The following is a 15799-nucleotide window of genomic DNA, read 5'->3' as shown; positions in this document are numbered from 1 at the left end:
ACCTATGCCGAGGTCCAGGCGATCACCGGCCTCTCGAAGGGAGCGATCTACCGTGCAGCCCTGCGTACCGGCGCGCGCAAGACCGAGGCGCGCATCGCCGAACGCCACGCCGAGCGCAGGGAGCGCCAGCTGGCCATGCTGCGCGACATGATGAACTCGACGGTCAAGGCTGACGTGCTGGACTTCATGGCCGGCCTGCCCGACGACAGCGTGGCCTGCCACTTCACGAGCCCGCCATACAACGTGGGCAAGCGCTACGGCGACGCGGCTGGCGCGGATGCGCTGCGCTTCACGTTCTTTCACGGCTGGTTGATGCAGGTGGTCAGCGAGCTGGCGCGCACCACCAAGCCGGGCGGTGTGGTGTGCCTCAACGTGGGCAAGACGCGCGACTGGACGGATGCGCTGTACCCCATGGACATCATGCTGTTCGAGGACATGCGGCGCGCCGGCCTGACCTTCCAGAATCGCGTGGTATGGACGCAGCCGCACGGCCTGACTCCATCTCACCGCCTGGCCGATCGGTATGAGACCGTGCTGATCTTCAGCAAGGGTCCGACACCGACATTCAACCCCAATGCGGCCCGCCACCCGCAGAAGCAGCCGGGCAAGCGCGCGTTCAAGGGACCGAACAAGGGCGAGCTGTCGGGTCACCCGCTCGGAGCCTGGCCGACGGACGTGTGGGACGACGTGCCGACCGTTCGCGCGAATCATCCCGATCGCCGCCACGGTGCCCACCCGGCACAGTTCCCGGTGAAGCTGGCCAAGCGGGCCATAGTGCTCTACACGAAACCGGGAGACCTGGTGTGCGACGCGTTCATGGGCTCGGGGTCCGTGGCGGTGGCGGCGATCGAGGCGGGGCGTGCCTTCGTCGGCGCCGACCTGTTCTACGAGGACTTGCGCGCCGACCGCATCGCCGCGGCCACGCCCGACACCGTGTCCATGCTGGACGGGGTGACCGACGAGAGCGCGGCGGTGTGGCAGGCGGAAGCGCGGCGCGTCGATCACCCAGCGGAAGCGCGCTCGGCGGCAGCCGAGGCTGCTCAATGCTTGGACCTATTCGGCTGATCCGCCATAACCCGAGCCGTCGCACCAGGACACGGCCGCCACCCTCGCCGCGGCCCCCGGGCGAATCGGTCAGGCAGCGCATGGCTGGGCCCATGACATCCGCCAAGCCAGGCGTTTTGTTCAACCTGACGGCGTGGCCAACCGAAGGCGCCGTTGCCAGATCCAGGCGCTGCTATAGCGTGGACGTCATCCACGGCTCACAGGTATTTCCATGCACATCAAGGTCGAATTCGTTTTCGCCGCCCAGGTCGTTCCGCCGCGGTGCCGCAAGCCACGCAGCGTCACGATGGCCAGCGACATCGTCGTCGAGGTCCGCGAACTCACCGCCGGCCAGGCACCGGTCGCACTGATCGCCAGGAGTGACTCACAGCTCAATGAGCATCCGGACATCGCATACCGATGGTTCGACGGCAAGCTCTGGACGGCCTTGGCCACCAGCTCCGCGGAACCGTGCGCGAGGACAAGCCGGGGCACGGACTGGGACTACTCCCTTCCCACGACGGAGTGCCGCAAAGGTGAGGCCTGGCCGGTCGTCCGTCTCTACGGCGACCTCGGCCGGAATCTCGTCGGGGCCAGCAACTCCTGGGCGATTTTGGATCACTACATCGGCACCAACGAGCTTGCCAGCCGCGAAGATGCCGAGGCTGCAATCACTCGCTGGGCGGCTGATGGCCTGCTCATCGACGGCGTCTACCACCGGGTGGCGCCCGAACCGCGCTACGTGGTGATGACGTTCGGTCTCGGGGGCAACCACGGCGGAACGTACCTGTCGGTGACCGACTACAACAATAGCAACATCAGACCAGAGGCCTACTTCGGCGCGACCGACTTGGCGGCGGCACAGGCATATACGCGTGCGACCGCTGCCGCGAGGGGCGACACCACCGCCGTTGGCGTTGACCCATTGCCCTTTCTCGACGTACGGCTGCCGGAAGCATTCGGCGCCCCGTCCACGGCGCCGAAGGTGGCGGAGAGCGCACTGCTCGGCGTACATCAACGCGCCGCTGCCGCACTGCTCACGAAACAGCTGCGGTCGGCCGGCACGGCGCTTCTCCTTTAACCCCACCCAGAGGACGCACCATGGAAACTTCGGTAACGATCTTCTTCGAGCTGAATGACGAGAAGGCCTTCCGCCAAGCCGCCTGCGATCGGGCGCGGGCCGACGACTTGGGCGAGGAGGAGGCGCGGTCCTACTTGGACGCCGAGGAGACCACCATCGGCGCCTGCGCGATCATGCTCTTCGATCCTGGCATGTCGCCGCCGGGTTGCTCGATCGTGGACAGCAGCGCCGGCTGATGGCCGGCCCGGTCGCCCCACCCATGAACACGTCACCGATCACCGCCCGGGATCGTGAGCTGATGGCCATGCCGACCATGGCCGATCAGCTTCCGGTCGCGTTCGAGGACGGAACCTGCTGGCAGGGCATCTGCGGCAGCTGCAATGGGTGCGGCTGCCCGATTCCCGAGGCGGACACCCACGGGGCCCTTTGGCGGCCGCTGCCGCATGTCGTCGAGCTGGATTGCGTGGGCATCTGCCGGGCGTGCCGCCTGCTCACCCGCTTTCGCCTGCGACTTCATCCGGGACGGCGCCTCAGCTGGTTGACCGCCCATGGCTGGATGCATGCACAGGCGCCTCTTCCTTTGCGTGCCAGGCTGCGAGGCCTCGCCAAAGCCATCCTGCGCTTCTTCCATCAGCGCCACCGCCCCAAGGATCTGCCGTGAATCGAGCGCACTGCACGAATGACGACGCCTCCTGCGTCGGATTCATCCGCCTGGTCTTCTTCGACGCCGCCGCCAATGAGGTGGTCACGCTCGGCGGGGCCGGATTCGTCACTCCGGAAGAGGACGCTTCTGCGTGGCGCAACGTCCCACGATTTCCAGGCATGACGTGCTTCCAGGCAGACCGGCTCAATGCCGCACGAGACATCATTGATGAGCGCCCTGTCTCGGCGGAGACCTGCGAGCGCCTGATGGGGCGCACGATCGCGGCGATGATCCGCGAGGGTCGCGCCGCCCTCGCCGTCTGCTGACCGCCCACCGGGCCCACTGCATTTCGTTGGCTCGACTTGCTCCAGGTCCAGTGATACTTTTCCTGAGGCGCCAGGCAGGCGCCAGCCACCCGCCGTGCGAAGCCGTTGACGGCTCTGCCCTTTGAGTACCGGTTCCTTCCGACATGTCCCCCTTGTCGGGCGGCTCAGCGGTGGCGGGTGACGTGAGGCAGCCCGGAGGCCATGTCCATGTCCCAGGTAACGATCCATCCATCCACGATCGAAGGCGTTAAGCGTCTGGCCACGACGCTCAAGCGCGAAAAGTCAATCACGCATACGCGCGCACTCGACGCCGCGGCCAGAGTCGCCGGATTCGAGAACTTTCGTCATGCCCAGCACAGCCTGCCTGCCACCCTCGCGGGACGCGGCGGGCGACCGGACCAGGCTGTCTTCATCTCCACGTACTGGCGTGACGGCGATGCCTCGGGACGCGAGACGATGGCGCTGCAGCTGCGACGTCCGATGCCGAACTTCCTTCGGGCGAGCCATCTTGTCGGGGACCTGCGCCACTTCCGGTGGGATGCCGACGATCACCTGGAGTGCCGCCACGACATCCGCGGCCAGCTGACGGCTCGCAACCTGGCGAACAAGGTCGCACGCACGCTCGTCTTCATGGAGGTCACTGGGCTGGTGCCGGCGGGCACGCGCGAAGCCGGGACATTGCGCCGGCTGGTGAGCCGCATGCCCGGCCGTGACCACTCCAGCATGTGGGTGGACCCGTCGGACGGCTTTACTGTGGCCGTGGACGAACCCTATCAGGACCCGACTGCCGAATTCCTCGCCGAGCGGGTGTCCTGGCTTGGCGGGCGCGGCCTCGCGCTGCAAGTGACGCGGTGGGGAGGGCTTTACGCGCCACCCTACTCGACGATGTGCCTGGTCGCCGAGGATGGGGTCCGGCTGGATCGGATCGTGCGCTGCCTCGATGGCCTCCGCTTCGAAGCACCGGCAGGAACGTGGGCAGGCGACTCCGGAGCTTATGCGCCGCCTTTTGTGAGCCCCGCCCGGAAGGCCTCGGGCAAACCAAAGCGCGGGCGCCCGGCCCCACCGCGCGCCGGCGAGGTACGTCGCGGCGCGACTCCGTACCACATCATGTTCTCTGCCGTCGTAAGCTGGCGCCCAGCCCAGCCGATACCTGTCGCCGCCCACCGTGAAGCGGGCAAGCTGTTGCTCGCGCTGCTGCGCGTGGAAGGTCTTCCCGCACGCATCCGTGACAGCCTAGGCATCATTCAAAGCGAGCTGGACGAATGGCTGCAACGTGAGGCGACGGCGAACGCCTGGTCGAGGCGGAATCTCTCGGGGGTGTACTACGGCGATCGACACCGTCGCCACCTTCCGCGGGGTCTGTTGCCGACGGCGGCCGTTGCGCGTGTCGCAGAGATCCTCGACGGCTATCCCGACTGCAGCCCCGCCCGCGCGATGAAACGTCGGCTCGCGACCATCGGCCGGTGGTTGACGGCCATGCCGGCGTAGCTGCTCACCTCGGCGCCTGGCGACGGTGTGATGGCTGCACTGTCGTCAGGCGACACCGGCGGTGGTTGCGTCACCTGGGAACGCCCTGCAGGCCAATGACAAGCGGGCCCGCTGCGGGGCGCTGAATCGGCTTTCCGTGGCCCGCCCGGCCATTCTGACCATCCCATAATCGACTGGGAGTGCCGCCGCGCAGGCGGCCCGGTGGCGGAATCCCGCGTTGGCCACATCCACGAACTCCCGTCGAGCACGTGCCCGTCGAGGGTGGCCACTCACCTCCGGCCATCAAGGCGCTTTTCCCATCGAACCCAAGGAGCACCGAACGATGTTCAGTCACCAATGCCTCAGTGCCACCGACGCCACCGCTGCCCGCGCTCGAGAGTTGAGCGAGTTGCAGCGCGGGGACGGCACCCGCTCGGCGACGCGGCTCGCGGAGATCTCGCCCACGCTATTGAACGAACTGTCTCTTGTCGCGGGTGCTGTAGTTATCGGCAGCCTGTCGGTGTGGTTTCTCCATCCATCGGCCGGCCTCCTGTGGCTGTCTGGACTGTCGACTGTGGTCGCGGTGGTCGTCATGGTCGTGACATTGGCTGCGGCCGACCGCCGCGCTGCCTTGGCGAACGCGAAGGCTGCGATCTTTGCGACTTACAAGCCAGCGAGTACCGAGGACCTGCAGTGGCTTGTCAGGCTTTGCGAGGCCCATGCCGACGTGGGCGCGGCCGTCGCGCAATGGCTGCGCGAGGACAAGACCATCCTGGAGCGGGACCTGCGCGCCGTTCGGGCATACGCATGCGATGCGGACCCCAGGGCTGCTCGAGCCAAGGTGCTTGCTGAGCTCAGTGCTGCCGCCGGTAAGAGCGCGTCTAACGAAGACAAGTAGCGGAATTCGTGCCGCCTTCGCTGGCATGCGCAGTCCTTGCCGGATCACGCTCTGGTTGAAGAATGCGGGAACCAAACCGCCTGGAGGTTTCCATGACTGCGCAGCTCATGAACTTTGCGTCCAGCAACGCCAGTCATGTGATCGCCGCGGACGACGCGCCTGTGGCGGCCGGCCGTCCTGGCATGACCCTTACGGGCGTCGACTACCGCACCGACGTTTCCGCGCTGCAGGATCTCGTGGCGACCAACCCGGGACTGGAGTTCGGCCTCCTCTACAGCGCCACCCCTGAAGCGCGGCGCCGGTACCCCGAGCTTTCGTGGCTGGTGGCCACCGCCAACGCACTCGCCGGAAGGTGCGCGATCCACGTCTGCGGCCGTCTGGCACGCGCCCAGCTCATTGCTGGCGAGCTGGAGGAACTGGTCGCGCCAGCGGCGCGGGTGCAGGTCAACGGCGATGTCACTCCCGAGGAACTGCCGCTGCTGGCACGGCGCGTCCAGACGCTCATTACCCAGTTCAATCCGCGGGTCCACGACCTCTCTCAGGAGGGGGGCGTCAGCAATCACCAGCTGCTGGTGGATGCGTCCGGCGGCCGTGGCATCTCGCCGTCCGCCTGGCACCGGCCCAACACCGGCAAGGTGGTCGGCTTCGCCGGCGGTTTGGGTCCACACAACTTGGAGGCCGAAGCGAGTCGCTTGGCGATGGTCGCGCGGACGGGTTGGTGGCTCGATATGGAAGAGTCGCTGCGCACGGATGACTGGTTCGACGTGGGCCGGTGCCGCGGGGTTCTCGCCGCCTGGTCTGCCCTGCCCTACTCATCCACCGCGCCTTGAGCATCCCGCGTGCTCGCCGCGGGGCCTTTAAGGCGGCAACGCCGGCACTCTGAAGCCTTACAGTAACGTCACAATGCCGGCACCGCGCCCGCCTGCCTGGTGGGGCGATGTCGAGCGAAGCTCAGGGGATGCAGTTGGATCGGGTTTCGCATCGTTTTATGGTCGCACGTCGAAAACAGTGCGAGCGGAAAACCGCTCGCGATGAAAAGGCGTTGCAAACCTATCCGCGTGTTCGTACTATCCGGGCAAACTGACCGGAGAAGTGGGCAATGGGCCGTGATGCGTCGCCAACGTTTGTGAGCCTCGCCGCAGGCACCAAGGACTTCCTCCGCTGGGCCAGTCACGGCCAGGGTCGCTTGGCCGCGCTGCAGGCCGCAATGAACGAACCCCTGGAAGCGCGTCAGATGCGCCTCTTCCGGCAGAAGGAGGTTCTGGAGCTGTCGGGCCTCAAGCCGCACCACTGGCGCACGTGGGTGGCGTCCCACCGGGCCGGCGAAGTCGGCGAGGTTCGCCTCACGATCGAGGAAGTGCACCAGTTCATGGAAGCATTCAAGGTCAGGCCGTCTAAGCCGGCCGGCGCCAAGACGCTGCGCCTGGTCATCGCGCAGTTGAAGGGTGGCGCGGGCAAGACCATGACCACGCTGCACCTGGCGCACAACCTTGCCTGCCGCGGGTACCGCGTGCTGCTGATCGACGGCGACCCTCAGGGAACGTTGACGACACTCTGCGGGTGGCGGTCGGAGGCCGTCCGGCCCGAGCAGACCATGGCGGCCGTTTTCGAACGCATTGACTCGCCGGAGCTCATCGAAGAGATGCCGGTGCAGCCGCAAAAGACCCATATCGACGGCCTGGACTTCATTCCGGCCTCGCTGGAGATGATCGGCAGCGACTTCCTGGTCGCCTCCGCCTTCATGTCCTCGCCGGCCAGCGCGCGGCGCTTTTACACGTTCATCGACGAGGACCTCAAGCGCATTGAGGGAGCCTACGACCTGGTCCTGATTGACACCTCGCCGTCCTTCAGCTTCACCGCGCTCGCGATGATGTGGGCGGCCGACGGCCTGCTGGTGCCGATCCCGCCGAACCTCCCCGACTACCGGGCGACGTTGGACTTCTCGCAGATGATGGGCGAGAACGTCGCCAAGCTGGAGAAGGCGGCCAACATCACGAAGACGTGGGATCCGGTGATCTTCGCCCACGTCCGCTCGGACCTGACCCAGACCACTGCCCTAGTGCGCAGCCTGAGTGCCGACACCTTTGGCACCCATCGGGTCGAGGAGTCCGTGCCCAGCTCGAGTGCCTTCGTCAACGCCGCCTCGCGTTTCCGTTCCGTCTACGAAGTGACGGGCGCCGAGGTTGACGCAAGGTCGTCTCGCCGCGCCAGGGAGGCCTACGACGCCCTCGCCCAACGTGTGCTGCAGTCGGTGGGCAGCGTGTGGGCACGCCAAGTGGCCGAGGGCCAGAAGCGGCCGGTGGTGGACTCCGAACCGGCGGCCGAACCAACTGAATCAGCATCCCTGGTCGGGGTGGCGTGATGTCGTCCAAGCGCCGCAGCCTCCTGGACATCGGTCTGGACGTGATGGCCTCCGACAGCGCCGCGCAGGACGCACGCGCGCCAGCGGCAGCACCCTCCGCTCCCGTCCCCGAGGCCTCCGCGCGCTCCTTCGTCGGGAAAATGCTCGAGGGGCGCCAGACGACGCTGGAGGCCCAGGCGGCCGAAGCGACTTCGCTCAGGGAGAAGGTAGCCTCCCTCGAGGGCAAGATTCGTGAGGGCGAACTGGTGGTGAAGGTCGACGCCCGGCGCGTCCGGCCGAGCCCGTACGCCGATCGGCATCAGCGGGCCTTCATGGACGCCGAGTTCGACACGCTGTGCGACGAGATTCGCGAAGCCGGGCGGAACACGGAGCCGGCGGTCCTTCGCCCTGTTTCCGGCGAGCCCGACTTCGACTTCGAGATCGCCAGCGGCCACCGCCGCCACGCGGCGTGCCTGCGGCTGGGTTTCCCGCTCTACGCGATCGTTCGAACAATGTCCGTGCTGGACCTGCTGCGGCAGATGCACGCGGAGAACTCCGGCCGGGTCAACCTCTCCGCCTTCGAGCGTGGTCGCCAGTACGCCATGCTTCTTCGCAGCGGCGACTACAGCTCGGGCCGCGACTTGGCCGCGAAGCTTATGGTGGCGCAGACGAATGTGGTGCGTCTGCTCAAGTACGGCGAGCTCTCGGACGATCTGATCGCCGCGTTCGTGGATCCACGGGAGATCCGCTTCCACTGGATCGAGGCGATGCTGGCGGCCCAGGCCAAGGAGCCCGAACGGGTCGCCGCGGTTTGCCGGGAGCTGGCCGCCTCCCCCGAGCCAAAGGCTGGCGAGGTCTTCCGGCGCATCACGCGCTCCACGCCGCGGACCAAGGTCATTTCCGATGGCGAGCAGGTGCTCGGCCGGATCCGCACGATCAACGGCTGTCCGGCGGTCGTGCTGTTCAAGAGTGCGCCAGACGCGTTGGTCATGGAGATCAGCGACGTCGTCAAGCGGTGGGCAGCGGAACATGGGGGGAAGTCGTGACAACACCACCGCCCTTCCCCCGCCGGCTCCGCCGCGCAGCAGTCAGAGGCCCAGGACTTCCTGGGCCTTTTCTTTTGGTGGACAGATCGGGTCTAAGCGGATTGCGGGAGACCGGCCAGCCTGACCCCGGGGTGGCGGTCTATCCAGCCCCGTCAGGCGCAATCGCCACTGGCGCCGAGAGACCGATGGCGGCGAGCCCGTGCTCACTCCAGCCCGACGGCGGCGAACCAACTGAATCGCGTGCCAGGCGCCCTGCCCGGTCGCGCCCCGCGGGGAACGCGTTTCATGGCGCGAACCAACTGAATCACCCGATCGCTCGTGCCTGCCATGGAAGCACCCCTGAACCCGTCGCGGTCCGCGCCAACGCCGCAAACCCTGATGTCCGGCGGCGGCGGACTGTGGTGGGCGGGGTCGTCATCAAGGGACCGGCCCCGGCACGAGGTCGGCTGAACCAACTGACTCACCGGGCCGCGCCAAACGCCGGGACGCGATGTGCCTGCGCGGCTGGCCTGGTACCGAACCAACTGACTCAGCGCGCCGACGGAGCTACGAGCAATGCCGCGTCGGCGCGGGACACGGGCCGGGTGACCCAACTGGCTCACCGGGCGCCGACCGCGCGCATAGGCGCCGACTTCTCACCCTGCCGATGGGTAGCTGTCAGCGGGGTCCGATCGAGCCCACCGCAGGGCACATCAAGCGACCCGACGGGACGCTGCCGGCGTCCGTTCACCCTGGCTGCGGTCGGTGCTCCCGTCACGCGCGCCGGATCTCTGCGCCGGCACCACCGCCACAGCTTGGCCGTGAACCAACTGGTTCACGGCATCCCGTTCATTCCAAGCCGGAGTTCGCCATGACCTAAGGACGCCGCGACACCACAACGCGCGTACCCAGAAACGAAAAACCCCCCAGCGGCAACTGGAGGGCTTTCGTGGAGGCGGCACCCAGGGAACTCGGAGTACGAGTACCGACCCGCGACAGGCGGAAACGTACTCCGAACCACCCGGACCGTCAACCGGTGCGCTTTGCCTGCAATCCTGAGGAGAGCACCATGATGCCGTCCACATTCGGGCGCGAGCCCGTGCACCCGATTCACCTGACTCGCTACGACGCCGAAGATCAATCAGCGCCGGACGTTCCCACCGCTGCCGACCAGCTCGCGTCGGTTCTTGAGCGCCTTGTGGGCGCCAATCTCAGCGCCAGCGCCATGCGCGTCGGCCTGGATACGCTCGCGCGCCTTCTCAGGCAGCGGCGAACCAATGAGGCAGTTCCTGCTCAGTGGATGGCCGACCGGCTCGGCCTCCACCGAAACGCTGTCGGGCTCGCCTATGGCAGTCTCGTTGACGCCGGCGTGTTTCGAAGGATCCCTGTGGCTGAACGCGGTGCCCCAACCCGGACCGCCGCAGCAGGGCCGGCGCTGATGCTTCTGGCAGCGGTGCGTGCCGCCAGCATCAGCAGGGCAGACCCAGCTGGGCAGACGATGGCCTCGAGCTGCGGTGAACCAACTGAATCACATCACCGCTGGCGCGGCGTCCGACCGGCGGCCAAGAAGCTCAAACAACCGCCACCGACGACACCTGCGGCAAATGATGCGCCTCGCACCGAGAGCGAAACGCTCACCACCAGGTCCGGCAAAGAAGCCCACGGCATCGACAAAACTGCGGGGCAGGGGAGCACCGACGCCGAACCGACCGCCACGGTCATCGAAACGGCCCAGGCCGCGCCAAGGGAAGACCGGCACCTCGACCCACCTTTCCGATTCGATCCAAGCGTCAACGCCAGCATGACGGCCAAAATCGGGAAGGACGCGCTGTACCTGGTCATGCGGCATACGCCCGGCATGCCGTTCCAAGTCGATCCGGCATGGCGTCTCACGGAATCCGAGACTGAACACCTTCTTGCCATGCTCCCGAAACGGGAAAATCGGCCACAGCGCGCCGCAACGCCTCCACAGACGCGCGTCGCTCCGCCAGCCATCGCCAAAGCAGCCATGGCAGCGATTCCGCGGCTCGCGGCAGCGCTCGGCGCCGAGCGTGCCGGGCAGCTGGTCGATGAAATCGCGTACCAGGTGGTCGAGAAGGGCCTCGGCAAGGGTGACCTTGCCGGCGGAGTCAGGGCAGGCGTGGCCATCGCCCTGGCAAAGCGCTGGACCACGCCACGCGGCTTCAGTGACGACTGGAAAGGTGCCGTTGTGCGTGGCGCGCAGCAGGAGGAGGGCGATGCCCGCCAAACCGTGCACTAAACCTAGGCTCTTGCTTCGGAACCTATATCTAAAAAACCAACTACCCGCGCGCGCGAGCCGTTTACGCCGCAGAGGGTTCCTAGTTGGTTGATTGATAAAGGTTTTAACGCTAACAGCTGCGAAGCGAACGTGTTCCACGTGTTCCACGAGGAACCATCCGCCCAGGACATAGACCCATTCACACGGCTGATTTGACGGGCTTTTTTCGGGAAAACCACCGCATCAGCGTATCCGACGTCCTCCACCGACCAATGGCCGTCGCACCTAGACAATGTTCGAAGATCAGACCAAACTCCCACCCGTATCCGACCAAGGTATGACCATGGACCCTCGACCAACCGACGCCAAGCGGCGCAGTTTCTACATCGGGGAACACCTCGCCCGGCTGCTGGCCAGCGGGCGGGTCAGGGCACGAAGTGAATCGGCGCGTCTGGATGATCTCGCAGCGCGCTACGACATCCTGATTCGGGAGCTGTCGCCACGCCGCCTGGAGCTGACGCCAGCGGAGCTGGTGCTGGTGGCGAACATCGTTCGCGAAGAGACCTTGACCGGACCGGACTTGGCCTTGCTCCTTCCCGCCAAGATCCAGCTCCTTGGCACAGACTCGCCAACCATCGCAGGCGTCGACACCAGCGCGTTAGGCTATCGCCTTCGCACCGCGAAGCACGGGGAGGTGTTGGCCTTGATCGACTTGGCTGAAAGGCTGCTCGCCGAGCATCCCGACCCAACACGGGAGGAAGCCGCGGCGTTCCTCGACGCGCTGCGCGCTCCCGTCATGCACCGGAGCCAGAGCGCTGGACACTCCTGAACACCAGCAGCGCGCGCCAACAGTCCGTTGGTTCGCCGGCATCACGGTCGAGGCCTCGGCCGCTGCACTCGCCCAAACGGCGGGGATGGAGTGTGTCAAGGTCGGACACGATGGCTGGCCCGATGGGCTGCTGGTAGACCACGAGGGCAGGGCGTGGCGGGTCGAGCGCTCGTCCGAAAGCGGTGTGCGCCTGGTCCTGACGGGCCGCGACGACGTCATGGCCGAGCTGCGCCGCCTGTTGGGTGCCTGGGTCCAGGATGTGGACGAAGGTTGCGGACAGCTCGAAGGGCTGGATGTCGACCACGTGACGACGGTCGAACTTCCTGGTGCTCGCCTTCGCCTCTCGCTCGCTCAGGCAAAAGCTGTCGCCGTGCTGGCCACGTTGACCTGCGGGGCGTGCGAACACGCAGATCTCGGCGCGGTTATGCGTCGCCTGGAGAAGGGTGGGGCGCTGCTGCGCGCCGACGCCGCTCCGCCACCAGGGCGGTAACGGTTGCCAACGGCGAGTGACGTTTTACGCTTCAGGCAACGAATGAGGAAACCGATACGATGAAGACCCACGTGCTGATCGCCTCCGTGCTGGCTGTCCTGCTCCCGCTGATGCCGACGCCCGCGGCCGCCTGGGGCCGCGAAGGCCACCGCATCGTCGCCGCGATCGCGGACGCTCACCTGAACCCGCAGGCCCGGCAAGAAGTCGCGCGCATGCTGAGCGAGATCGAGCCAGGCGCCAGCATGGAATCGGTAGCGGACTGGGCCGACACGGTGCGTACGCGCGGTACCTCGCACTGGCACTTCATGAACTATCCCAAGGGCGATTGCCGTTACCAGCCTCCCGTGGAGTGCGCGGATGGGAACTGCCTGGTGGCTGCGTTCGATCGCGAGCTAGCCGTCTTCCGCGACCACAGCCGGCCGCTGGCCGAACGGGAAGTCGCCCTGAAGTACCTGATCCACCTCGCCGGCGATGCCGAGATGCCGCTCCATGATTGGGCGCCCGACCGCGGTGGGAACGGCTACCAGGTCCAGTTCGACGGCCGTGGCACGAACCTCCACCACGTCTGGGACACCGAGCTGATCCGTCGCTATGCGACAGCGACGCCGGACGGCGAAAGCCAGGAGGCATCGGCAGGCGCTCGACTGGCAGCATTCTTTGGTCGTCGCGACGCTTCGGCCGCCGAGGCCGCCGCACGGCCGCACTACCAGGCCTACACGAAGCAGCTCATCAGCGAGTCGTTTCAGCTTCCCTTCGAGCCAACCACCGACCCGATTGTCTGGACGCAATCGGCCTGCCGGGTGGCGAACCGGCCGGGGATTTACCCGGACCGGCGCGTCATCTCCGACGGCTACGTCGACAACTGGCGCCCCACCGTGGAACTGGCCATGATCGAGGCGGGCCTGCAGCTGGCCCAGGTGATCAACGAATCGTATGGCACGCCCCACGACAGCACCCTCGATCGAGGAGCCCCGGCCACCACGCCCAATGAGCGGCGCCTTCGCGATCGGATCGACAAAGTGTTCGACCACAACAGCGGCACGAGCGATGGCTCCTGAAACAGCCCCATCCACCTGGGACGAAGTGACATTCACCTCGTCGCTGCGGGACAACCTCTTCGAGGTTGCTCTGGCACTGCTGCGGGACGGCGGAGTCACCTCCATCGGCCTCGTGCGTCAGCCGAACAACGCCAACGAAGCGGTCCGGTGCCTGATCAATTTCGAGGGTCCGGACATCGAGGAGCGCCTGCGGCGCTTTTCGGCGTTTCGGGGGCGGCAGGATTTCGTTTGGCCGCGGGTCTCGGCCGAGACCTGGACAAGGATCCGGCAACTCTGGGTGAGCGTGGCGTGGATGCAAAAGCCAGTGGCTGATCTGCCGAACGGCGGCCTGGATGCCCATGGACTGCGCTTGAAGGTGGAGGCTCACTGCAAGCTCCATAGCTCGGTGGCCACGGAAACGCGAGCGCTCGAGAAAGCGGCGGCCGCGTGTACGCATCAACATCACGTGCCACGCATGCCGTGGTTGCACGCGATGGCCAGTCAGGCGCCGCGCGGCTACGGCTGCAGCTTCCTGATCACGCCGACGGACATCAAGGAACGCGTGACGCAGCCCGACTCACCCTACTGGTGGGCGTAACTCCAATCACTTTCAAAGCCGAGGCTAGGACGCCAGAATGCAATCCACCATGGAAGCCAATGTCATTCCCCGACTCGCGACGCGCACCTGGGCGGTGCTGCCCTGTCAGCACGAGCGGGCGTTCGGTGCCCCGCTCCTCTACGTGTTCGGGGAAGACGGCGAGCCGATCGAGACGGCAGTATCGCCGGTCGATCGCCTGAATGAGACCGCACCGCACGCGGCCGAGCTGGTGGGTTCCTTCGTCGAGCGCGTCGACCTGTCGGCGATGATTGCGGCAGTGACGGAGGGCATCGAGCCGGGCCTGGCACTCGCCCTGGAAGCATTCATCACGCACAAGCGCCTGCAGCCGCCCCATGGCGAAGCGGTGGCGGTGATGGACCCGACGCCAGGGATCTGGCATGCCTTTCGCGGGACCTCGCCCGCCTTCGCGGTCGCGCGCACGCGGAACCATATTGGTGTGCTGGTCCTGCACCGCTCGAGCAACGCCGCGCGACTGGAGGCGGCGTGGATCGACCCCGTGACGTTCCGTGCGGACGCCGCGGCGTTCGTGACCCAGTGCGCAGGGATTGGCCACGATGAGCTCCTGGCTGGCCTGGCGACTGAGGCACCGTCGCTCGCCGTCGCCGGCGTCGAACTGCTGACCCAGGACGGTCGACGCGCGCTCCCCAACGCAGTGCTCGGCGCGATGCTCACCGCCATCGGCGATCGCCTTCCACAACACCATCAGCTGCAAGCGCGCATCGACCGACTACTGGATCGGATCGCAGCTGTGGAAGCACCCGTATCCCGGGACGAGTACCAGCGCTACGCGACCTCACTGGCGTCCATCCGCCAGATTCTGGCCGTGATCGCCGAACGTAGTGCCGTCGACGGCGTACTGGCGCTGGACCGCTACGCCAACTTGCCTAGCTGGGCCGCGATGCTCCAGTCCCTGGTCGAGAATGTCGGTGCGGCTTGTTCCGTCGTTGAGGGTCGAGAGATCGCCCCCGAGGTCGTGCTGGACGCCATCGCGAGCGCGGCCGCGAACGGTGCGAGCGCAGAGGCAGCACAACTGGAGACGCCGGCGGGTCGGCTCGTGGCAGGCATTGCGTGCCTGGCCATGCACTGCGCGGACGTCTCGCTGGTCGATTCCACCATCGCCGGCCGCTTCCGCGTGCTGGCTCAGCTGCTCGGCACCTCAAACTGGGTCCTCGCACGTCCATATGACCACGGCGTGCTCGCCTGCGTCATGGCTGGCTGGTAAGCGGCAGGCCAGTCATCCACAGAAATTGTGGATAACTGGTAGAAGACGGTCCGGAGGCGGCGGCTCTGTGCGGCCTGGCACGGAGCGGCGAAAAAATCATCAGCCGGCAGATGCAGCCGATTGGGCGGCGATGCGCTCGTGGATCTCCTCGCGATGGACGGGGATGTCCTTCGGGGCCTCGATACCGATGCGGACCTGGTTGCCGCGCACGCTCAGCACGGTCACCTTGATGTCCTGTCCGATGACGACGGACTCGTTGGCGTGGCGGGTCAGAATCAGCATGGCACTCTCCTTGCGCAGTGGCGTCATCGAAGCGACGACGAATCCATTATTCGCCGTGGCGCGCCCGCGGGGTGGCGGCGCGAAGCGCCTTCAAACCGATGTGCGCGGCCCGCTCGCCATGCCGCCTTGGCCCGAGCGGCAAGCGCAAGACGACGCCGACGCCGGTACCGAATCCGTAGGCGGCGACCAGCCCGCACGCCGTGGCGAGGCCGAAGCACGGCCAGGCCAGCGAGCGAATCCACACGCCCGTCGACTC

General features: G+C 66.7%; 18 protein-coding genes. 16 read left to right on the top strand and 2 right to left on the bottom strand.

Going from position 1 to position 15799, the window contains the following annotated elements; translation table 11 throughout:
* From EPN31_RS16400 to EPN31_RS16325, 16 genes are all read left to right on the top strand, one after another.
* Positions 1–1065: site-specific DNA-methyltransferase (locus EPN31_RS16400; RefSeq protein ID WP_291775821.1), on the top strand; the 1065-nt coding region annotated here is incomplete at its 5' end.
* Positions 1066–1276: 211 nt separating this feature from the next.
* On the top strand, positions 1277–2125 hold the full coding sequence (locus EPN31_RS16395) for a hypothetical protein (protein WP_291775818.1): 849 nt from the start codon (positions 1277–1279) through the stop codon (positions 2123–2125).
* 20 nt (positions 2126–2145) lie between these two features.
* Positions 2146–2361: a hypothetical protein gene (locus EPN31_RS16390; RefSeq protein WP_015447804.1), complete on the top strand. Its 216-nt coding sequence runs from the start codon at positions 2146–2148 to the stop codon at positions 2359–2361.
* Positions 2362–2384: 23 nt separating this feature from the next.
* Positions 2385–2786, top strand: coding sequence for a hypothetical protein (locus tag EPN31_RS16385; RefSeq protein ID WP_157769726.1), 402 nt, complete (start codon positions 2385–2387; stop codon positions 2784–2786).
* Positions 2783–3094: a hypothetical protein gene (locus EPN31_RS16380; RefSeq protein ID WP_291775809.1), complete on the top strand. Its 312-nt coding sequence runs from the start codon at positions 2783–2785 to the stop codon at positions 3092–3094. The genes EPN31_RS16385 and EPN31_RS16380 overlap by 4 nt, the downstream gene beginning before the upstream one ends.
* A 207-nt stretch (positions 3095–3301) precedes the next feature.
* A complete protein-coding gene (locus tag EPN31_RS16375) occupies positions 3302–4582 on the top strand; it encodes a DUF5623 domain-containing protein (protein ID WP_291775805.1) in 1281 nt (426 codons plus the stop codon).
* Positions 4583–4904: 322 nt separating this feature from the next.
* Positions 4905–5459, top strand: a complete 555-nt coding sequence (locus EPN31_RS16370) for a hypothetical protein (RefSeq protein WP_015447800.1) — start codon at positions 4905–4907, stop codon at positions 5457–5459.
* Between the two features lie 92 nt (positions 5460–5551).
* A complete protein-coding gene (locus EPN31_RS16365) occupies positions 5552–6289 on the top strand; it encodes a hypothetical protein (RefSeq protein WP_291775799.1) in 738 nt (245 codons plus the stop codon).
* A 269-nt stretch (positions 6290–6558) separates the two neighbouring features.
* Positions 6559–7821, top strand: coding sequence for an AAA family ATPase (locus EPN31_RS16360; protein WP_291775796.1), 1263 nt, complete (start codon positions 6559–6561; stop codon positions 7819–7821).
* Entirely contained in the window at positions 7821–8846 is a 1026-nt protein-coding gene (locus EPN31_RS16355) for a ParB/RepB/Spo0J family partition protein (protein ID WP_015447797.1), read from the top strand. The genes EPN31_RS16360 and EPN31_RS16355 overlap by 1 nt, the downstream gene beginning before the upstream one ends.
* A 1048-nt stretch (positions 8847–9894) precedes the next feature.
* Positions 9895–11085 carry a hypothetical protein gene (locus EPN31_RS16350; RefSeq protein ID WP_291775791.1) on the top strand — a complete coding sequence of 397 codons (1191 nt, stop codon included), beginning with the start codon at positions 9895–9897 and terminating at the stop codon, positions 11083–11085.
* A gap of 322 nt (positions 11086–11407) precedes the next feature.
* Positions 11408–11893 carry a hypothetical protein gene (locus tag EPN31_RS16345; protein WP_291775788.1) on the top strand — a complete coding sequence of 162 codons (486 nt, stop codon included), beginning with the start codon at positions 11408–11410 and terminating at the stop codon, positions 11891–11893.
* A gap of 85 nt (positions 11894–11978) precedes the next feature.
* Positions 11979–12383 carry a hypothetical protein gene (locus tag EPN31_RS16340; RefSeq protein ID WP_015447794.1) on the top strand — a complete coding sequence of 135 codons (405 nt, stop codon included), beginning with the start codon at positions 11979–11981 and terminating at the stop codon, positions 12381–12383.
* 59 nt (positions 12384–12442) lie between these two features.
* Positions 12443–13441 (top strand): S1/P1 nuclease, encoded by a 999-nt coding sequence (locus tag EPN31_RS16335; RefSeq protein WP_291775780.1) that lies wholly within the window; start codon positions 12443–12445, stop codon positions 13439–13441.
* Positions 13431–14018, top strand: a complete 588-nt coding sequence (locus tag EPN31_RS16330; RefSeq protein WP_291775778.1) for a hypothetical protein — start codon at positions 13431–13433, stop codon at positions 14016–14018. The genes EPN31_RS16335 and EPN31_RS16330 overlap by 11 nt, the downstream gene beginning before the upstream one ends.
* A gap of 37 nt (positions 14019–14055) precedes the next feature.
* The gene (locus EPN31_RS16325; protein ID WP_291775775.1) at positions 14056–15261 is read left to right on the top strand and encodes a hypothetical protein; all 1206 of its coding nucleotides are present in this window, start codon (positions 14056–14058) and stop codon (positions 15259–15261) included.
* A 99-nt stretch (positions 15262–15360) separates the two neighbouring features.
* On the opposite strand, the gene csrA is transcribed toward EPN31_RS16325, so the two are convergent.
* A complete protein-coding gene (gene csrA / locus EPN31_RS16320) occupies positions 15361–15543 on the bottom strand; it encodes a carbon storage regulator CsrA (RefSeq protein WP_291775772.1) in 183 nt (60 codons plus the stop codon).
* 46 nt (positions 15544–15589) lie between these two features.
* On the bottom strand, positions 15590–15799 hold a 210-nt coding region (locus EPN31_RS16315), incomplete at its 5' end, for a hypothetical protein (protein ID WP_291775768.1).

The organism is Castellaniella sp. (assembly GCF_004321985.1).
In the GTDB taxonomy this organism is placed as follows: Bacteria; Pseudomonadota; Gammaproteobacteria; order Burkholderiales; family Burkholderiaceae_B; genus Castellaniella.
The sequence above is the reverse complement of the archived record's forward strand: the minus strand, read 5'-3'. Positions and strand labels throughout refer to the sequence as shown.